The sequence below is a fragment of the Qipengyuania sp. YIM B01966 genome (assembly GCF_016461955.1).
Taxonomy (GTDB): Bacteria; Pseudomonadota; Alphaproteobacteria; order Sphingomonadales; family Sphingomonadaceae; genus QFOP01.
The window spans coordinates 113,008-132,193 of sequence record NZ_JADMNM010000005.1; the positions used below are offsets into that span (position 1 = coordinate 113,008).

19 protein-coding genes and 1 tRNA gene are annotated in these 19,186 nt (G+C 65.7%); 12 read left to right on the forward strand and 8 right to left on the reverse strand.

Translation table 11 applies throughout. The features are described 5' to 3' along the window. Positions 1–4 precede the first annotated feature (4 nt). Entirely contained in the window at positions 5–1,102 is a 1,098-nt protein-coding gene (gene lptG / locus ILT46_RS07805; RefSeq protein WP_199504062.1) for an LPS export ABC transporter permease LptG, read from the forward strand. A 4-nt stretch (positions 1,103–1,106) separates the two neighbouring features. Here lptG and ILT46_RS07810 read toward each other — a convergent pair whose 3' ends face one another. Further along, complete coding sequence (locus ILT46_RS07810) at positions 1,107–2,192, reverse strand: fatty acid desaturase family protein (protein WP_199504063.1); 1,086 nt, start codon at positions 2,190–2,192, stop codon at positions 1,107–1,109. 117 nt (positions 2,193–2,309) lie between these two features. On the opposite strand from ILT46_RS07810, the gene ILT46_RS07815 reads away from it, so the two are divergent. From ILT46_RS07815 to ILT46_RS07825, 3 genes are all read left to right on the forward strand, one after another. Beyond that, positions 2,310–3,467, forward strand: coding sequence for an N-acetyltransferase (locus ILT46_RS07815; protein WP_199504064.1), 1,158 nt, complete (start codon positions 2,310–2,312; stop codon positions 3,465–3,467). A gap of 103 nt (positions 3,468–3,570) precedes the next feature. After that, positions 3,571–4,002: a response regulator gene (locus ILT46_RS07820; protein WP_199504065.1), complete on the forward strand. Its 432-nt coding sequence runs from the start codon at positions 3,571–3,573 to the stop codon at positions 4,000–4,002. A gap of 282 nt (positions 4,003–4,284) precedes the next feature. Beyond that, entirely contained in the window at positions 4,285–5,082 is a 798-nt protein-coding gene (locus ILT46_RS07825) for a response regulator (RefSeq protein ID WP_199504066.1), read from the forward strand. 21 nt (positions 5,083–5,103) lie between these two features. Here the strand turns inward: ILT46_RS07825 and ILT46_RS07830 are convergent, their stop codons facing one another. After that, positions 5,104–6,756, reverse strand: a complete 1,653-nt coding sequence (locus ILT46_RS07830; protein ID WP_370592383.1) for a CHASE domain-containing protein — start codon at positions 6,754–6,756, stop codon at positions 5,104–5,106. Positions 6,757–6,947: 191 nt separating this feature from the next. On the opposite strand from ILT46_RS07830, the gene ILT46_RS07835 reads away from it, so the two are divergent. From ILT46_RS07835 to ILT46_RS07845, 3 genes are read left to right on the forward strand one after another with little or no spacing between them, the layout of a single operon-like run. Then, positions 6,948–7,121 (forward strand): NepR family anti-sigma factor, encoded by a 174-nt coding sequence (locus ILT46_RS07835; RefSeq protein WP_199504067.1) that lies wholly within the window; start codon positions 6,948–6,950, stop codon positions 7,119–7,121. After that, positions 7,118–7,720: a sigma-70 family RNA polymerase sigma factor gene (locus ILT46_RS07840; RefSeq protein ID WP_199504068.1), complete on the forward strand. Its 603-nt coding sequence runs from the start codon at positions 7,118–7,120 to the stop codon at positions 7,718–7,720. Before ILT46_RS07835 ends, ILT46_RS07840 begins: the two co-directional genes overlap by 4 nt. A 20-nt stretch (positions 7,721–7,740) precedes the next feature. After that, positions 7,741–9,021 (forward strand): AI-2E family transporter, encoded by a 1,281-nt coding sequence (locus ILT46_RS07845; RefSeq protein WP_233397095.1) that lies wholly within the window; start codon positions 7,741–7,743, stop codon positions 9,019–9,021. Positions 9,022–9,080: 59 nt separating this feature from the next. Here the strand turns inward: ILT46_RS07845 and ILT46_RS07850 are convergent, their stop codons facing one another. Together ILT46_RS07850 and ILT46_RS07855 are read right to left on the reverse strand one after the other, a co-directional pair. Further along, positions 9,081–9,692, reverse strand: coding sequence for a superoxide dismutase (locus tag ILT46_RS07850; protein WP_199504069.1), 612 nt, complete (start codon positions 9,690–9,692; stop codon positions 9,081–9,083). Positions 9,693–9,733: 41 nt separating this feature from the next. After that, complete coding sequence (locus ILT46_RS07855; protein WP_370592384.1) at positions 9,734–11,071, reverse strand: dicarboxylate/amino acid:cation symporter; 1,338 nt, start codon at positions 11,069–11,071, stop codon at positions 9,734–9,736. Between the two features lie 77 nt (positions 11,072–11,148). Here ILT46_RS07855 and glmM point away from each other — a divergent pair, with 77 nt between their 5' ends. Beyond that, a complete protein-coding gene (glmM, locus tag ILT46_RS07860) occupies positions 11,149–12,498 on the forward strand; it encodes a phosphoglucosamine mutase (RefSeq protein ID WP_199504070.1) in 1,350 nt (449 codons plus the stop codon). Continuing rightward, complete coding sequence (gene thiD / locus ILT46_RS07865; protein WP_199504071.1) at positions 12,482–13,300, forward strand: bifunctional hydroxymethylpyrimidine kinase/phosphomethylpyrimidine kinase; 819 nt, start codon at positions 12,482–12,484, stop codon at positions 13,298–13,300. Before glmM ends, thiD begins: the two co-directional genes overlap by 17 nt. Positions 13,301–13,303: 3 nt before the next feature. On the opposite strand, the gene ILT46_RS07870 is transcribed toward thiD, so the two are convergent. Together ILT46_RS07870 and ILT46_RS07875 are read right to left on the reverse strand one after the other, a co-directional pair. Next, positions 13,304–14,185 carry an LOG family protein gene (locus ILT46_RS07870; RefSeq protein ID WP_199504072.1) on the reverse strand — a complete coding sequence of 294 codons (882 nt, stop codon included), beginning with the start codon at positions 14,183–14,185 and terminating at the stop codon, positions 13,304–13,306. Between the two features lie 62 nt (positions 14,186–14,247). Next, positions 14,248–14,321, reverse strand: a tRNA-Gln gene (locus ILT46_RS07875). Positions 14,322–14,494: 173 nt separating this feature from the next. Between ILT46_RS07875 and ILT46_RS07880 the strand changes: the two genes are divergently transcribed. Further along, complete coding sequence (locus tag ILT46_RS07880; protein WP_199504073.1) at positions 14,495–15,649, forward strand: Ppx/GppA phosphatase family protein; 1,155 nt, start codon at positions 14,495–14,497, stop codon at positions 15,647–15,649. Beyond that, positions 15,649–16,317 (forward strand): RlmE family RNA methyltransferase, encoded by a 669-nt coding sequence (locus ILT46_RS07885; RefSeq protein WP_199504074.1) that lies wholly within the window; start codon positions 15,649–15,651, stop codon positions 16,315–16,317. The genes ILT46_RS07880 and ILT46_RS07885 overlap by 1 nt, the downstream gene beginning before the upstream one ends. Before the next feature lie 25 nt (positions 16,318–16,342). Here ILT46_RS07885 and ILT46_RS07890 read toward each other — a convergent pair whose 3' ends face one another. Then, positions 16,343–17,080, reverse strand: a complete 738-nt coding sequence (locus tag ILT46_RS07890; RefSeq protein WP_199504075.1) for a c-type cytochrome — start codon at positions 17,078–17,080, stop codon at positions 16,343–16,345. A gap of 148 nt (positions 17,081–17,228) precedes the next feature. On the opposite strand from ILT46_RS07890, the gene ILT46_RS07895 reads away from it, so the two are divergent. Continuing rightward, the gene (locus ILT46_RS07895; RefSeq protein ID WP_199504076.1) at positions 17,229–18,122 is read left to right on the forward strand and encodes a prephenate dehydratase; all 894 of its coding nucleotides are present in this window, start codon (positions 17,229–17,231) and stop codon (positions 18,120–18,122) included. Between the two features lie 3 nt (positions 18,123–18,125). Here the strand turns inward: ILT46_RS07895 and ILT46_RS07900 are convergent, their stop codons facing one another. Beyond that, positions 18,126–19,124 (reverse strand): isoaspartyl peptidase/L-asparaginase family protein, encoded by a 999-nt coding sequence (locus ILT46_RS07900; protein WP_199504077.1) that lies wholly within the window; start codon positions 19,122–19,124, stop codon positions 18,126–18,128. Between the last annotated feature and the right edge of the window lie 62 nt (positions 19,125–19,186).

Genomic DNA, 19,186 nt, shown 5'->3' on the forward strand with positions numbered 1-19,186 from the left:
TTTCATGCAACTCGACTTCTTCCCCTCACGCACGTTGACGTTCTACCTTGCGCGACTGTTCTTCACCCGGATCGTGGCGATGCTGTTCGTGCTGGTGCTGGTGCTGATGATGCTCGACCTGCTGGGCACCAGTGGCGACATTCTGGCGGTTCCCGGCAACGGACAGGCGGAAGTGCTGCATTACGCCATGCTCAGAATACCCCAGCTTATCGCGCGGTTCCTGCCCTATGCCGTATTGCTGGCGACGATTATCACGCTGATCGCGCTAAACCAGAATAGCGAGGTGGTGGCGATGAAGGCGGCCGGGCTGTCGGCCCATCAGGTGCTCGCCCCGTTGCTGCTGACGGCGGCGCTGTTTTCCGCCGGCAGCTTCCTGTTCAACGAACGCGTGGTGACCCGCGCCACGGCGACGCTGTCGGCATGGGAAGCCAACGATTACGCGCCCGTCGCCGCTGGCTCGGAGGTCCGCACCCACGTCTATCTGGCCGACGGCCCCAACATTCTCTACGCGCAATCCATCACCGGCACCGGCGATGCGATGCGGATGACCGGGGTCACCTGGTACGAGCGCACGGCGCAGGGAATGCTGGTGCGCGAAGTCCGCGCGCCGCGCGCGCATTACACGGGCGCCGGCTGGCAGTTGCAGGATGCGCGGATTTTCGACGTTGCCAGCGCCCGCACCGCGCTTGCGGGAACGATGGTTGTCGCGCCCGGCCTGACCCCGACCGAGGCGGCGCTGGGCAAGGTCGATGCCGAGAGCATTCCGTTCTGGCGCCTGAAGCCGGTTATCGACACGCTGGAGGGCGCTGGCCGGCGCACGGCCGAATTGCGTGCGCAGTGGTGGCACAAGCTGTCGGGGCCGCTGTCGGCCTTCCTGATGCCGCTGCTGGGTGCGGTGGCGGCCTTCGGGCTTGCTCGCTCGGGCCAGCTATTTGTCCGCGCAATCGTGGGCATGGCGCTCGGCTTTGCCTATTTCGTGGTCGACAATGCAGCGCTGGCGATGGGCAGCTTCGGCGGCTATCCGCCGTTCCTCGCGGCGTGGGCGCCCTTCGTGCTGTTTCTGTTCATCGGCGAAGCGGTGCTGATCCGCACCGAGGAATAGACCCTCAGCGCCAGCGCATCGTGCTGCGGGCGATGCGCCCGATCAGCGGCGCCATGCCGGCATGGTTCGCCCCGTCATAGGTCGATCCCGCGCCCAGCTCGACCACCAGCCGGCGATGCGCCTCGGGCAGCGCGTGATAGGGCATCGAGGGCATCAGATGATGCAGCGCATGATAGCGCAGGCCCACCGGCGCCCAGATCTCGGCAATCCGGCCGGGCGGCGGAACATTGACCGAATCGAGGAACTGCGCCGTCACGCTCATCGGCTCGCCATCGTTCTCCCACAGATGCGCCACCAGCGTGCGTAACTGGTTCAGCACGGCAGCAAGCGCCATCACCGCCAGTGCAATCAGCAACGGACGCCAGCCATAAATCGCGCTGGCGGTGATCAGACCGATCGCCCAAACGCTACCCGCCAGTTCCTGCCAGAACACGCGCGGGCGCAACTCGTCATCCGGGGGGCGCCGGCGAAAATCGGGATTGATCGCCAGCGCGGAGAACCGCTGCCACACCAGGCGGCGCAGCGGCGGGATCACTACGCCGAGCGGCACCAGCACAGCAAAGCGCAGCAGCAGCGCCACCGGCAGAAGCATCGCAATCAGCACGAAAAGGGGCAGCGACCACGGCTTCATCATAGCCAGCGGCAAATATTCGGGATCTTCCACCGTGCCGTAGCGGGTTCGCTGGTGATGCAGCATATGGACCCCTTCATACATGAAGGACGGCGTCAGCAGCGGCACCCCGACCAGCGCGTTCCAGCCGAACCTAAACCCCGGTAGCGCATTGCGGTGGATGTGCGACAGTTCGTGAATGAACAACGTCGCGCGGTACAGCGCCAGCGCCGACACGACCGCGCACAGCACGGCCACGGCCGGATTGCCGGCAACGATCGCGCCAGCAAGCGCCGCATAGCCGAGCACGGCGGAACCGGTCATGTCGGCCCAGTAGATTGCCGGGCGCGCAGTGCCGAGGTCCTTGGTCAGATCGCGCGCCGCGCGCAGCATCGCCTTGTCGTCGCCCGCACGCAGCCGCGCCTGTACCGCCGGAGCGGGGGCGTGATCGATCAAGGGCGAGGCAGCAACAGACTTCATGTGGACTCGTGAATGGCACCGGCCGGCGAACCAAGGACCCGGCGCTGCTTGACAAACCTTCCCAATCACAGAACGGGCTAACCGAGGCTGAACGCCGTCGCCGTGGCAGGAAAGACCGTGACAACGCCCGAGATAAGCATCACCGCCGTCACCGACAAGGCCGGGCGGGCCGCCTTCGTTGACCTCGGCCGCAGCTTTGCGGGCCAGACGCCCCACTCGGTGCCGCAATTGCGCTCCGAGCTGCTCGAGCTGGTCGATCCTGGCAAAAACCCCTTTTTCGGCCATGCCGACGTGCAATTGTTCATCGCCCATCGCGCGGGCCGGCCGGTAGGGCGCATCTCGGCGCATATCGACCGCCTGGCGCTGGTCCAGCCGCCTGAACAGGGCATGGGTCCGGGAACGGGCAATTTCGGCTATTTCGACGCTGCCGACGAACAGGTTGCCCGCGCGCTGCTGGCGCGCGCGGAGCAGTGGCTGCGCGAGCACGGGATGAACCGCGCCCTCGGGCCGATCTCGCTATCGATCTGGGAAGAGCCGGGGCTGCTGGTGGCGGGCCACGACCATGCGCCATCGCTGCTGATGGGGCACCATCCGCCGCATTATCAGGGCTGGATCGAAGGCGCTGGGTACACTCCGGCCAAGCGGCTGCTGACCTATCGCCTACCGATCACCGGCGATTTCCCGCCCCTGATCGCGCGGATCGTCCAGTCGGGCGAACGCAATCCGAAGATCGCCCTGCGCCGCGCGGGCGAAGTCGACTACGAGGGCGATGTGCGGATTATCCTCGCGATCCTCAACGATGCGTGGTCGGACAATTGGGGCTTTGTCCCCTTCACCGACCGCGAAATCGCCTATGCGGCTAAGAAGCTCAAACCGCTGGTCCACCCCGAGCTGGTGCGTATTGCCGAGGTCGAGGGCGAGCCGGTCGCGTTCATGCTGACCTTCCCCGACATGAACGAGTTGCTCGCGCGGATCGATGGCCAGCTGTTTCCGTTGGGCTGGCTGCGCGCGCTGCGCTGGATGCGCCGGCCGCGCGCAAAGACCATGCGGGTGCCGCTGATGGGCGTGCTCAAGAAACTTCAGAACTCGCGCCTTGCCAGCCAGCTCGCTTTCATGATGATCGAATCGATCCGCCACGACGCCACCCGTCAGTTCGGCGCGACCGAGGGCGAGTTCGGCTGGATTCTCGAGGACAATAAGGGGATGGTCGCGATCGCCGAAGCGATCGATGCGCGGATTAGCCGCGAATATCTGATCTACGAAAAAGCGCTGTAAGGCACGCCGGGCTATCGGGAACCAGCCGCGGCCATATCCCGTTAAAAGCCCTTGGACCAAAGGCTGCGCTTCGCACCAGGCCGGTGAGGATTAGGGTGGGTCAATGAGCAGGAAAGCGCCAGCCGTAGAAGGGGCCACGCCGTTCAACCGCGCGCTGGTGGTCGAAGATGACGGCCTCATCGCGATGACGATCGAACAGGCGCTGCTCGATGCCGGATGCGCGGAAGTGCGGTTGTCCGCTTCAACGGTAGATGCGATGGACGTGTTGCGCGCGTGGCATCCTGACGTCGTCGTGCTCGACGTCCACCTCTCGGACCGCAACGATGGCTGGGCGATTGCGGAACTGCTGCGCGAGCTGGGTCCGTCGCGGCCGCAGATCATCTTTTCGACCGGGGCCCCCGATGCCATCCCGCCGCACGTCGCCGAGCTCGGAAGTGTGCTCGAAAAGCCGTACCAAGCCGATGCGTTGATCGCATTGCTCCGCCAGCCGGCCAAAAGCGGGCTGCTATCGCGCATAAAGAACGCGCTTCAATGAAGCCTTCACTGGCTTGTAACGACTCACCCTTCGCCCAGAAAAAAAAGGCCTTCGTCTGCGACGAAGGCCTTTTGGGATCGTATCACTGCCGCTTGGACGGGAGGGGGGTCTCGGCGGTGATATAACAATAATGAACCGCCCGCAGGATGGTTCCCGACGGGCGAATGAAATTTCACGCGCAGCCCGGCGCATCGGCGGCGCAGGTTGTCAAACGGTGCGCAGTCTGCTCTTTGCGCCGTCATTCATCTGCCGCGCTCGGCGGCTATCCGTGGGAACTACATGATGTCTCTTGGCGACCAGATTGCCTCCAACCTCCCTTATCTGCGCCGCTACGCGCGCGCGCTGACCGGTTCGCAGGCGACAGGCGATTCCTTCGTCCGTGCCACGCTCGAAGCCGCTCTGGCCGATAGCGAGCTCAAGGCGTCGCTCGAACATGGCCGCGTGCCGCTGTACCGCGCATTCAACAAGGTCTGGTCGAGCGCGTATATGGAGGTTCCGGCCGAAGACGCCGAAACCGGAAACATGCACGAGATGGCAGCGCATGAACGCTTGCGCGTGGTGACGCCCCTCAACCGGCAGGCGCTGCTGTTATCGACGCTTGAAGATTTTTCGACACCCGAAGTGGCCCAGATCATGGATCTCGGCGAGGACGAGGTCGATGGCCTGATCCAGGAAGCGGTTGCGGAAATCGATCGCGAATCGACCACCAGCGTGCTGATCATCGAGGATGAGCCCCTGATCTCCATGCAACTGGAAGATCTCGTTCGGTCGCTCGGTCATGACATCTGTGGCACTGCGGCAACGCGCACGCAGGCGCAGGAGGTGGTGGCTGAATGCACACCTGGGCTGGTGCTGGCCGATATCCAGCTGGCGGATGGCTCTTCGGGGCTCGATGCGGTGGACGACATCCTGGCGATGGGCAGCGTCCCGGTGATCTTCATCACTGCCTATCCCGAGCGGCTGCTGACCGGGGATCGGCCCGAACCGACCTATTTGGTAACCAAGCCGTTCCAGGAATCGACCGTGCGTACCGCAATCAGCCAGGCATTGTTCTTCGGATCGAGCCGCCCCATCGATTGAGCGGCGCTGATCGGCGCGAGGTCAGCCTCGCGCGCGGATCTGGAAATCGTTGGCCAGCCGCACGGGTACGCGCAGCCGGCAGCGCACGCCCCGGGGATCGAACTGAAGTTCCACCGGGTGCTTCAACTCGTGCGCGAGGATCTTCTGGATCAGGTCCATGCCGAAGCCCCGATTCGGCGTATCGGCAACTTGTGGTCCGCCTGTCTCAACCCAGCTTAGCTCGACCAAATTGTCGGCCACCAGCTGCCAATCAATGCTGACCCGCCCGTCAGGCACGCTGAGGGCGCCGTATTTGGCCGCGTTGGTTGACAGCTCGTGCAGGGCCAGCCCCAGCGACAGGGCATCGTTCGGCGCCAGCTCGACATCGGGCCCGCTGCTCGTCACGGCGGCGCTGTCACCCTGCACGTATGGGGCGAGCTCTGCCCGCACCAGATCGCTGATCGGTGTCTCACCCCATTCCGATTGCGTCAGCAAATCGTGCGTTGCCGATAGTGCCCTGATGCGGCCATCCAGGGTATCGGCAAAATCATCCAGCCGCGTCGCCCGTCGCCGGGTCAGCGCAATGATCGACAGGACGTTGGCGAGGGTGTTTTTGACGCGGTGGTTCAGTTCCCGGGTCAGAGTGTTGCGGATCGAATTCTGTTCCGCCAGCCAGCGCAGCGAGGACTGGTCCTCCACCGCCTGCTGCGTCAGCAAGCGCGCGATCAACATCAGCAGGCTGGCGACCATCAGCCCGAAAATGAGGGTGAGCATGGACATCTGCGACAGGGCGGAGCCGCGCGAGGATTCGACCTCGAGCATCATCGTCCGGTTGGCGATCTGGACGGGACGAGTGATCGTCATCCCGGTAAGGCGTTCGGGCGGCAACTCGGCGATGAGGGTGCCCCCGTCGCCCAGATGGTCGTCATAGAGGCGAACCCCTTTGTCTCCCTGGTTTTCAAGGATCAGCGCCGATTCCAGAAAGTCTTTGGCGTTGAACGGGCTGTAGATGAACCCTGCCAGGCGTTCGCCTCCCCCCGCGCTCATCATTACCGGCATGTAGATCAGGAAGCCGGGTGCTTTCCGACGGCCCTCCTGTTGCAGCACAACCATGCCGCTGGCGGTCGGTCGGCCGCTTAGCACCGAACTGTCCATCGCCTCGCGGCGGACGGCTTCGGAATACATGTCGTAGCCCAGCGCCCGGCGGTTTCGCGGGGTATCCGGCAGCAAATAGGTTACCGGAAACAAGATCGCGCGCGCATTTGTCGGAGCAGGGCGGATCTTCACCTCGCCCGGAGCGCCGCTCAGCCGGTCGCGTTCGAATTCCGGCGCGTCGGCTGCGTTCACCGCTTGGGCCCAGCCCAGCCCCTCGACCCCGCGATAGTCGCTGTCCATCCGCAATTCGCTGACGAACCGGGTAAAGATATCGGGCTGCACTTCACCGGCCGTGGAGAACAACGCTGCGCCGGCGCGCAGGTACGATGATGCTGTCGCCCCGCGCCGCTCCAGCGCCGAGGCGACGGCGCGCGCGGTTTCCCGCATATTGGCCTGCTCCTTGAGCCGCGCCCCGCGCTCAATTGCAAATACGCTGAGCAGGGTGATCGACATGACCAGCAGAAATATGGCCACCGGCACAGCGCGCGGATATTCGATCAGCCAACGCCGGGTCAGACCTCGGTCTACTGTACTGGCCACGTCCGTTCCCTGTTTCAAGCAGCGCCTGCACCGGCAGGACACTTGCCCTGAAAATCGCCATTGACTAGACGCGAAACCGGTCGTGCGGGGAACAACGCTACGGGCGGTTCGTTCCCCGCTATAATCAATCTGTGTTATATTTTTCCGGCCCTGCGTTTTGTCGCTGCCGGCGCAAGGAACTTTATCAGATCATGGATTTCGAAGGTCACGCGTCAGCCGGGTCAGCCCCGAAGCCTGTGCGAAAAAACCATGCCGCGCCGGCCTGGGCATCGGGGCTGCGCCAGCTTTACGACCAAGTCATAGAAGAGCCCCTGCCCGACAGTTTCAAGGACCTGCTCGACAAATTGGACCAACCCGACAGATGAGCGAAGCCCGAACGGCCCGCGAGAAGGCCGATTTCAAACGCGAGCTGACCGAGGTCGTGCCGCACCTGCGGGCGTTCGCGCGCGGCCTCTGCGGACGGCCGGACATGGCCGACGATCTCGTGCAGGAGGCGTTGCTGAAGGCCTGGGCGGCTCAGGACCGGTTCGAGCCCGGCACATCCATGCGGGCGTGGACCTTCGTGATCCTGCGCAATGCCTATCTCACTGATATGCGCCGCAACCGCTTCCGCGGTGAATATGACGAGACGGTTGCCGAGCGCATTCTCACTGCGCCTGCTGGCCAGGAGGAGCCGATCCATCTGTCGGACATGCATCGCGCCTTGCTGACCCTGCCGCCTGAACGGCGCGAGGCGTTGCTTTTGGTCGGTGCCGGTGGCTTTTCGTACGAGGAGGCGGCCGAGATCTGCGGCTGTGCAGTGGGGACGATAAAGAGCCGGGTGGGCCGCGCACGGGCGGCGCTCAACGCCATGCTCGAGGACGGGACCATTCCCCGCCGAACGATTGATGATGATCCAGCCCATCGCGCGATCCTGCAAGAACTCGACGATGTGTCAGCAGGATACACCGGCACCGGAAAATAACCGGTGCCCGCGGGCAGTGCTTGTCCATCGCCGCAATCCCCGTCACAACCCGGCCAATGGATGCGGCGACACCTGATCCCGGGCCCGACAATACGCTGATCGGCGGTGCTCAAGGCAACTCAGGCGCGCCAGTGTCCGCCTCGGTGGCGCGCGCCGTCCGCCGCGCCGCGTTTGCCGAGCAGGAATTGCGGTTGGTCTCGGCGCTGGTGGTGATCCTTGGCCTGGGCCTTTTCATGGCGCTGCCTTTCGTCTTGTCGATCGGATCGGTTGTGTTTCTGCCGCTGGTGACGGCGATTGTCCTTACGATCATCCTGTCGCCGCTGGCCGACCGGATCGCTGGCTGGGGCGTGCCCAACGCGCTCGCCTCGATCCTGGCGCTGATGGTCTTTTTTGCCGTGCTGCTCGCCGCGCTGGCGCTGGTATTACAGCCGGCCATCGACCTGTTCGACAAGGTTCCGCAACTGATCGCGCAGGTCGGCAACCGGTTCAGCGAACTGCGTGACGAATTCGCATGGATTTCGCAGATCAACGAGCAGTTGGCCCGGTTGACCGGAAACACCGGCGGGCGCGAGGTGGTGCTGGCCACGCCATCTTTTCTTGAACAGGTCGCCTTCGCCACGCCCAGCGTGGTGATCGAGGTATTGCTGACTTTCCTGATGACCTATTTCATGATCGAGGCGCGGACCCGCCTGCGGCGCCATCTGCTGTTCGAACGGGCCGATTTCGGATCGAGCATCAAGGCCGCCCGGGTCATCCGTGAGGTGCAGGACCGGGTTGCCGCCTACATTTTCACTGTGTCGTGGGTGAATGCGGGCGTCGGGCTGATCGCTGGCCTCGGTGCCTGGGCATTGGGGCTCGACGCGCCGATCATGTGGGGCGGGCTGGCGATGCTGCTCAACTTTCTACCCTATGTCGGGCCGCTGCTGATGGTCGGGTTGCTCGCCCTGTTCGGGATCGGCACCAGCGACACCATTCTCCTCGGGCTTGTCCCGGCGGCGGCCTATCTGGCGCTCCACACGGTCGAATCGAATATCGTCACCCCCTCGATTCTAGGCGCGAGGTTCACCATGAACCCGGTGATGATCCTGATCGCGCTGAGCTATTTCACCTGGATCTGGGGGGTGGCCGGTGCGCTGCTGTCGGTGCCGATCCTGCTGACCGTGACAGCGTTCATCGAACATACCGGGCGGCCCAATCTGATCGGATTCATGTTTGGCGAGCCGCTGTTTCCCGAACGGCTGCTCGATGCAGAAGCCGATGCAAAAGAGGGCGAAAGCGTGATCCCGGCTGCCAGCCGGTAAAGCAAAGAAAACCCCGCCAACAGCGCTGGCGGGGTCTCGTTTGGTCAAACGCTGGCGGGTCAGCCGGGATATTTCCAGGTTTCGCCCCGCTCCAGATTTTCAGCGGCAAACGCCCAGTTAAGCTTTTCGTCCACCACCCCGGCGAGATATTTCGGCCGGGCATTCTGGTGATCGAGATAATAGGCGTGTTCCCACACGTCGATCGTCAGCAGCGGGTTGAAGCCCTGATCGGCCAGCGTGTCGCCATCATGGGTTTCCTCGATCGACAGCTTGCCGCCTTTTTCAGCGAGCCACACCCAGCCGCTGGCGAAATGCCCCGCGCCGCGATCCTTGAGCTTGGTTTTGAGTTCGTCGAGCGAGCCGAACGCCTCGTCGATCATGGTGGCCAGCCTGCCTTCGGGTTTGCCGGTTTCGCCCGTCAGCGAATGCCAGTAGAACCCGTGATTCCAGCTTTGCGCCGAATTGTTGAACAGCCCCTGATTGCTGCCGCGCGCGGCCTTGATCACCTCTTCCAGCGACTTGTCGGCGAGGTCGGTGTCCTTGATCGCGTCGTTGGTCTTGTCGATGTAGGTCTGGTGATGCTTGCCATGATGATACGACAGCGTTTCTGCCGAAATGACCGGGTCGAGCGCGTCTCTGCCATAAGGCAGGTCGATCAGCTTGAAAGCCATGATATTCCTCCGCGTGTGTTGGTTGTCAGCAGTTCACTCATTCAATGCGCCAGAGGGCCGTTCGTTGCAGCACTGTCGGCGTTTTCCCCGTGCAGATCCGTCGCGGCTCGATCCGATGCCGTGGCGAGCGCCACATCCTGGGTTACATTGCCGACCGTCCGGACGATGTCGGGCAGCATCTCGACCGCGACCAAAAGCGCCAGCGGCTCAACCGGCACGCCCATCGCGAGCGCGATCGGGCCGACCGAGATGACGAAGCTGATCGTGCCGGGCAGGCTGACAGAGCCGATGCTGATGATGAACGCCACCGCCACGCCGGCGGCCAGTTGCGCCGGGCCGGGGGTTATGCCCGCCAGCGCCGCGACATAGAGCGCAACGGCGAGGTTCATCGCCGGGCTGGTCGCGCGGAAAATCGCCACCGCCAGCGGCAAGACGAAATCCGCCGTGCTTTCGCGAATACCCAGTCGCCGCGCGCTGGCGAGCATGGCCGGCAGGCTGGCGAGCGAGCTCTGGGTCGAAATCGCCACCGCCTGTGCGGGCAGCATAGCTCGCGCAAAACCAAGCAGGGAGTGGCGGCCGATCAGCACCGCGACAAGATAGCCGACCAGCGTGACGATCACGCCGACTGCGGACACCACCAGAATGTAATGGGCAAACGCGGCAAAGGCGCCCCCGCCTGCCTCCACCGCCACGCCCAGCGCCAGCGCGAACACGCCCACCGGGGCGAGGAACAGCACCCAGCCGATCAGGATCAGCATCGCGTTACCCAGTGCGACGAAGAAGCCGATCATCTGCGCCCGTTGGCCCGCGGGCAGCCGCGCCACCGCAAGCGCGAACAGCGCGAAGAACACCGTCAGCGGCAAGGTCGCTGTCTCGGCCGCGGCGGCGATCACATTGGGCGCCACCAGCGAGGTTATGAAGTCGGTGATGCCGGGGACTTCACCCGCCGCACCGGCCGCCCCGCCGGCCATCAGCGCGGCAGCTTCAGGGGGTATCGGAAAGGCGCTGAGCAGCAGCGGCATCACGGTTACCGCGATCACTCCGCCCAGCACCAGCATCGCAGCGATGATGAGCAGCATCCGCCGTGCCACCGGCCCGGCCCGCGCGGCTTCGGCCATCCGCGCAATGCCGACCACCAGCAGCGCCGCGACTAGCGGAATAATCGTCATCTGCAAGGCGCGCAGCCACAGGCTGCCGAGCGGTCCCGTCACCGACAGCACGCTGTCGGCGGCTGCGCTTCCGGCCAGCAGCATCCCGGCAACCAGGCCGGCGACCAGCCCGCCCAACGTCCACCACACGGGCAGGCGGATCGCGACCAGGCCGTTTTCGTCGCCCGGCGGGGCGGGACGGGTACTCGTGTCGTGCACTGTCTCGCTCACCGCAGCCCCTTCCCTTACCCGCTGCGACACGCCACAAGCGCCCGCACATCCATCGACCGAGGTTCGGGCAAAATACGATGACACGCAAGTTTTTCGGCACTGACGGCATTCGCGGGCGCACCAATGAAGGCGTGATGACCGCCGCCACCGCGATGCGCGTGGGCCAGGCGGCCGGTCGCCATTTCCTGCGCGGCGATCACCGGCACCGGGTGGTGATCGGCAAGGACACGCGGCTGTCGGGCTACATGATGGAGAGCGCGCTGGTGGCAGGGTTCACCAGCGTCGGGATGGACGTCATCATGACCGGCCCCTTGCCCACCCCGGCAATCGCCATGCTGACGCGCGAGATGCGCGCCGATCTGGGCGTGATGATCTCGGCCAGCCACAACCCCTATCAGGACAATGGCATCAAGCTGTTCGGGCCAGACGGGTTCAAGCTGTCTGATGCCGATGAAGAGGCGATCGAGGCCGCGCTCGATGCGCCTGATGGTTGTACGCTCGCCGCGGCGACCGAGATTGGCCGCGCCCGGCGGATCGATGACGCGGCCGGCCGCTACATTCACGACGTCAAGCGCACTTTGCCTGACAATATCCGGCTGGACGGGCTCAAGATCGCGCTCGATTGCGCCAATGGCGCAGCCTATCAGGTAGCCCCCTCGGCAATCTGGGAGCTGGGGGCGAAAGTGGTCGCGCTTGGCGTTGCGCCCAATGGGCGCAATATCAATGACGGGGTCGGCTCGACCGCGCTCGATGCGATCAAGTCCACCGTGGTTGCCAGCGGTGCCGATATCGGCATCGCGCTTGATGGGGATGCCGACCGGCTCATCGTGGTCGACGAAAAGGGCGAGACGGTCGATGGCGACCAGATCATGGCACTGATCGGGATGGAATGGGCCCGTCAGGGCAAGCTGCGCGGCGGCGGCGTGGTGGCGACGGTGATGTCCAATCTCGGGCTTGAACGGTTCCTCGGCGGCCACGGCCTCAATCTGGTTCGCACCAAGGTCGGCGATCGGCACGTGCTCGAGGCGATGAAGGCGCAGGGTTATAATGTCGGCGGCGAGCAATCGGGGCACATGATCCTGCTCGACCATGCGACCACCGGCGACGGTACGGTGGCGGCGCTGCAAGTGCTGGCGGCGCTGGTGCAATCGGGCAAGCGGGCGAGCGAGCTGCTGCACCAGTTCGATCCGGTGCCGCAACTGCTCAAGAATGTCCGTTTCGCCGGGGGCGATCCGCTGGCCGATGCCAAGGTCCGCCAGGCGATTGCCGATGCCCAGAGCGACCTTGGGAGCGGCGGGCGGCTGGTGATCCGCAAATCGGGCACCGAGCCGCTCATCCGGGTGATGGCCGAAGGCGACGATGCGGCGCAGGTTGAACGCGCGGTGGACAGCATCTGCGACGCGGTGCGCCATGCTGCCGCCAGCTGACAACGCGCGCCCCCCGCGCATCCTCGCCATTGCCGGATCGGATTCGTCCGGCGGGGCAGGCATCCAGGCCGATATCAAGACCATCACCATGCTGGGCGGCTACGCGATGACCGCAATCACCGCGATCACTGCGCAGAATACCACCGGGGTGAGCGCGATCCATCCCGTGCCAGGCTCCATGATCGCCGAGCAGATCGCCGCCTGCGTAGATGATGTCGGAGCGGACGCGGTCAAGATCGGGATGCTCGCCGATGAAGCGACCGTCGCGGTCGTGGCGGAGGCTTTGCAAGCGGTGGATGCGCCCATCGTCGTCGATCCCGTGATGGTCGCCACCTCGGGCGCGGTGCTGACCGATGATGCCGCGATGAGGGCGCTGACCGCGCAGCTGCTGCCCCGCGCTGCTCTTGTCACGCCCAACCTGCCCGAACTGGCCCGGCTGACGGGTCTCCCCACCGACACCACCGAGCAGATCCACGCGGCGGCGCACCACCTTGCCGAACGGTGCGACGCGCCCGTGCTCGCCAAGGGCGGGCATGATGCGCGCGATCCGCTGCGGGTCCACGATTATCTGGTCTGGCCGGACGGGGCGTTTCATTCCTTCGACCATGCGCGGATCGACACCACCAGCACGCACGGCACGGGCTGCACGCTGTCATCGGCGATCGCCACCCTGCTCGGCCACGGACAGGCTTTGCCGCACGCGGTGCGGCTGGGGCGCGAGTTTGTGCGCCGGGCAATTGCCGCCGCGCCCGGTTACGGCGTCGGTCACGGCCCGCTGGGCCATCAGGCCGTGCGCGGCTGAGCCTCAGTCGAGCTTGTAGAATGCCTTGATATGGCCCCACGCCTCTTCGGCGGTTTCGCACCAGCGGAACAGGTCGAGATCGGCATGGCTGATCGTGCCTTCCTCGGCCAGCGCCTCGAAATTCACCACCCGTTCCCAGAACTCGCGACCGAACAGCAGCACCGGGATCGGCTTCATCTTGCCTGTCTGAATCAGCGTCAGCAGTTCGAAAAACTCGTCGAACGTGCCGAACCCGCCGGGGAAGACCGCCACCGCCCGCGCGCGCATCAGGAAATGCATCTTGCGCAGCGCAAAATAGTGGAACTGGAAGCTGAGATGCGGGGTCACATAGGGATTTGGCGCCTGTTCGTGCGGCAGCACGATGTTGAGCCCGACCGATTCGGCATTGGCGTCCGATGCGCCCTTGTTCGCCGCTTCCATGATCGACGGGCCGCCGCCCGAGCAGACTACGAACTGCCGCTGCCCGTTCTCGATGATCGCCCGCTCGCTGGCAATCCGCGCCAGCGCGTGAGCCTGCGTGACATAGCGTGCCTTGGCCGCCAGCCGCTCGGCCACCATGCGCTCGCGCTCGGGCAGGTCGGCCGCGGCTTCGAGCAGCTCGGCGGCCTGCGTTTCGGAAGGAATGCGCGCAGAGCCATAAACCACCAGCGTCGAGCCGACCCCCGCCTCTTCCAGCAGCATTTCGGGCTTCTGTAATTCGAGCTGGAAGCGCACCGGGCGCAGTTCATCGCGCAGCAGGAAATCGGTATCGCGGAACGCCAACCGATAGGCCGGGTGGCGGGTCTGCGGCGTGCCTTCCTGCTGGTCAGCGAAATCGACTTCCTGGTCGGCCGGGTAGAATTTGCGATCCGTCAGATCGCGCTCGCTTTTCTCACTATCGTTCATCTGCGCGGGATAGGCGCACGCTCACCGTGCGACAAGCGGTGTGGCAAGAATGCTAGAAAAGCTGGATGCCCCGCAAGGATTCGAACCTTGATTGACGGAGTCAGAGTCCGCTCTCTTACCATTAGAGGACGGGGCATCAGGTCGCCACGCGCATAGGCCGCTGGGCGAGGGGCGCATCTAGTTTCGCCGTCAGGCTTGGTCAAGCCCGACCTCGCCGCGCCCCCGCTTGCCGCGCGCCCGACGCTGGGTTAGGGTGACAACAAGTCCCCGCCGGGCTGAACTCGTGCGGGAGGAACAGAAAGCATTACGATGGCGGATATCTCTCCGCCGGACACGCAGAAAAGGGCAGGTCACAAGCAGGGACAGACGTCCGGCAAGGTAGCCGATTTTCGCTACAAGCGTCCCTCCGCCCCGTCGCCGCGTCAGCCCGCACTGCAGCGGCCGCGTGGTAATGGCCACATACGGCAGGCCTATGCCGCGCTCGATCTCGGCACCAATAATTGCCGGCTTCTGATCGCCCGTCCTTCCGGCCCTGACTTCACTGTCATCGACGCGTTCAGTCGCGTCGTTCGGCTGGGTGAAGGGCTGGCGATGTCCGGTCGTCTGTCCGATGCGGCGATGGAGCGGGCAATGGGCGCGCTGCATATCTGTGCGGAGAAACTGCGCCGCCGCAATGTCCAGCTCGCCCGCTCGGTGGCGACCGAAGCCTGTCGCCGCGCGGCCAATGGCGCGGAGTTCATTGCCCGCGTACGCGCCGAAACCGGCATCGCGCTCGACATCATCTCGGCGCAGGAGGAAGCGCGGCTGGCCGTGCTCGGCTGCCACGTCCTGCTTGATCGCGGAACGGGGCCAGCGATCATTTTCGATATTGGCGGCGGCTCTACCGAACTGGTGCTGGTCGAGGCGGGCGGCGCAGTCCCGCGCATCATCGACTGGCAGAGCGTGCCGTGGGGGGTCGTTTCGCTGTCGGACACGATCGGGCGCGACGAGGGCGCGTCGGGCGAGCAGCGCGCGAACCGTTACCGGGCCATGCGGCGCACCGTGCTCGAAAGCTTCGCCCCCTTTGCCGAGCGCATTTCCGGCGCGCGCGCGAGCACCGAAACAATCCGCTTACTCGGGACCAGCGGAACCGTCACCACGCTCGCCAGCCTGCATCTCGAACTGACCCATTACGATCGCCGCGCGGTTGACGGGCTGATCGTGCCGGCACCGGCGATGCGGGCGATCAGCGACCGGCTGTCGACCATGCCGTTCGATGAACGCCGCACGCTTCCCTGCATTGGGCCCGACAGGGCCGATCTGGTGGTGGCCGGCTGCGCGATCCTCGAATCGATCCTCGATATCTGGCCTGCCGCGCAGCTGGGCGTGGCTGATCGCGGTATTCGCGAGGGCATATTGCGCTCGCTGATGGCGATCGACGGTCCCGTCCGCGTACCGCCCCGCCCGCGCGCCAGGCCCGCCTGATGGCCCGTTCCGGCCGCAATCCCGACCGGCGGGTCAAGACCTCGCGCGGGCGCACCGCCAGTTCCACCCGCTGGCTCGAACGCCAGCTCAACGACCCGTATGTCCGGCAGGCCAAGGCCGAAGGCTATCGCAGCCGTGCGGCCTACAAGCTGATCGAACTGGACGAGAAGTTCGCGCTGCTGAAAGGCGCGCGGCGCGTGGTCGATCTGGGCGTTGCGCCGGGCGGATGGGCGCAGGTCGTGCGCAAGCTTGCCCCGCGGGCCGAGGTGGTCGGGATCGACCTGCTCGAAACCGAACCGCTTGAAGGCGTCACGCTGCTGCAGATGGATTTCATGGCCGACGCCGCGCCAGCCGCGCTGACGGCGGCGCTGGGTGGGTCGCCCGATCTGGTGCTGAGCGACATGGCCGCCAACACGGTCGGGCACAAGCAGACCGATCATCTGCGGACCATGGGGCTGGTCGAGGCGGCCGCTTGGTTTGCGGTCGAGAACCTCGACGATGGCGGCACCTTTGTCGCCAAGGTGCTGGCCGGCGGGACCGATACCGAACTGCTGGCGCTGCTCAAGCGGCACTTCCGCACGGTCAAGCACGCCAAGCCACCGGCGAGCCGCAAGGGCTCGTCGGAATGGTATGTCGTGGCGCAGGGGTTCAAGGGCCGCGCCGAATAACCGGCGGTGGCCTTGGCTGGTCGCTCTAGCGGGTGCCCGCTGCCGGGGCTGCCTGCGTGGCAGCTACTGGCTGAGCCGAACTGGTAGCGCCGGCGGCCTGGACAGGCGTAGCCGGCTGACCCGCAACGGGTGCGGGCGCAGCCGTCGCGCCTTCGGCTCCGCCTTCTGCCGGGGCTGCCGTGCCATCGGCAGGCGCTGCCGCGCCGTCTGCCGGTGCCGCACCCTCTGCTGCGGGCGCCGCTTCGGCCGCCGGCAGTTCGGGCCCGCCGCCATTGGCGCGCAGGAACAGCATCAGATTGGCGCGGTCTTCCGCGCTCGACAGGCCGGCAAAGCTCATCTTGGTGCCATTGGCAAAGCCGCGCGGGCTCTTGAGCCAGGCATCCATGTTCTCGTAGGTCCAGTCGCCGCCATGGCCCGACAACGCCGCCGAATAGGCAAAGCCCGGAACATGCTTGCCAATCGGCTTGCCGAGCACGCCGTTAAGGTTCGGCCCGATACCGTTGGCGCCACCGGCATTGATGGTGTGACAGGCTGTGCACTTGGCGAACACCGCTTCACCCTTGGCCACATCGCCGGCGGCTAGCAATGCGCCGAGGCCCGGCCCACTATCCGCGCCGCCATCCGCCTCGACCCCGGCGATCGGGTAGCCCATTTCTTCCGGCCGTTCGGTGTGGAACAGACGGCTCGACACGCTCGACAGGCCGAGCGCGACGACGCCCGAAAACAGAAGCCATCCGGCGGCAGTGTTGAAGCGGTCTTGCATGGGTCGAAGGTTCCGGCTCGCATCGCGATAGGGTTTGAGATGCGCGAGGCTCTAGTAAGCACAGGGCCGCCGCGCAAGCCTGCTCTGCCGGTCGGCTGACAGTCCGGGTTCTTGCCCCGTCCGGGCCCGCACGCTAGCGCGGGTGGCGATGGACAGTTTTCCTGGCCCTGCCCTGGCCCTGGTTGAACGGCTGCGTGCGGCGGCCGCCGCTGATCCCGCGCGGGCGATCGCGCTGCAGGGCGCCCCGGGGGCGAATTCGCATCGCGCGGCGCAGGAATATGCGCCTGATGCTCTGCCGCTGCCGTGTTTCAGCTTCGAAGATGCGATCGACGCGGTGAAGCAGGAGCGGGCCGGGCGGGCGATTATCCCGATCGAGAACAGCCAGAACGGGCGGGTCGCCGATATCCACTTCCTGCTGCCCGAAAGCGGCCTGTCGATCGTTGGCGAATATTTCATGCCGATCCGCCACGCGCTGATGGGTATGGGCGCGGGGCCGTTTCGCGCCGCCTACAGCCATCCGCAGGCGCTCGGCCAGTCGCGCTTCTTCCTGCGCGAGCGCGGGATTGTGCCGCTGGCGTTCTCCGATACCGCGGCGGCCGCCGCTCATGTTGCCGAACTGGGCGATCCTGCGCTGGCCGCCATCGCGCCCGAACTGGCAGCCGAACTCTACGGCCTCACCGTTGCCGAGCATGGGGTTGAGGACGCGCACGACAATATGACCCGCTTTGTCGTGCTGGCGCGCGAACCGCTGCGCCCGGCGGATCTCGCAGGCCAGGCGACCGTCACCACCTTCGTGTTCGAGGTCAAGAACATCCCGGCCGCGCTCTACAAGGCGATGGGCGGGTTCGCCACCAACGGGGTCAACATGACCAAGCTTGAAAGCTACCAGCAGGGGGCGAGCTTTTCGGCGACCATGTTCTATGCCGATATCATTGGCGCACCCGGCGATCCGGCGGTTGACCGCGCGCTGGAAGAGCTGGCGTTCCATTCAAAGCACGTGCGGATGCTCGGCACCTATCGGCAGGGCCGGCCGCGCGGTTAGCGTTTATTCGGCGTCGGCTGCGAAGATTGCCACCTCGTTAACGCCGGTGCTGTCGGCCCGCCCGCGATACATGCCGCTGCTGTTGAAACTGAACAGCGCCTCGCCCGCCGGGGTCATCAGGATCACCCCGCCCTCGCCGCCCAGCGCGCCGATCTCGGCGATCACTGCATCGGCGGCGCCTTGTGGCGCTTCGCCGGCAAGGCGGATGCGGGCGCAGATCTCGTGCGCGGCGGCGGTGCGGATGAAATATTCCCCCGAACCGGTGGCCGAGACGGCGCAGGCCCGGTCGTCGGCATAGGTGCCCGCACCGATAACCGGCGAATCGCCGATCCGCCCCCAGCGCTTGCCCGTCATCCCCCCGGTCGACGTGCCCGCCGCGAGGTGCCCGGCCGCATCGCGCGCGACCGCCCCGACGGTGCCGAATTTGAGATCGACCTCCAGCGCCGAGATCTGTTCGGCCTTCATTCGTTCGAGCGCGCGACGGCGCGGTTCGGTGGCGAAATAGTCGGGCGGCGCGGTTTCGAGCCCCCGTTCCGCGGCGAACTGTTCGGCCCCCGCCCCGCTCAGGAAAACGTGCCGCCCGTCGCGCAGGATCGCGCGGGCGAGGCGGATGGGGTTTCTGATGCTTGTCACCCCGGTCGCCGCACCGGCCGCGCGGGTGGCGCCGTCCATGATCGCTGCGTCAAGCTCGTTGCGCCCATCCCAGGTGAACACCGCGCCGCGCCCGGCGTTGAACTTGGGGTCATCCTCCATCAGGACGATCGCCGCCTCGACCGCGTCCATCGCGCTGCCGCCCGCCGCAAGGATCGCGCTCGCCGCCGCCAGCGCGCCTTGCAGCGCGGCGCGGTATTCGGCCTCGCGCTCAGGCGTCATGTCCGCGCGCGACAGCGTACCGGCACCGCCATGGATCGCGACCGACCAGCGGGGCGGTTCGGCTGCTTGCGCGGCAAACGGGACAGCAGCGAGGCCAAGGGCGAGCGCGGCAAGAGCGAGTGTTTTCATGACGCCAAGCCTAACACACGCCGCCCGCCGCGCCACCCGCTTCGTGTTTGGCGCTCAGGCAC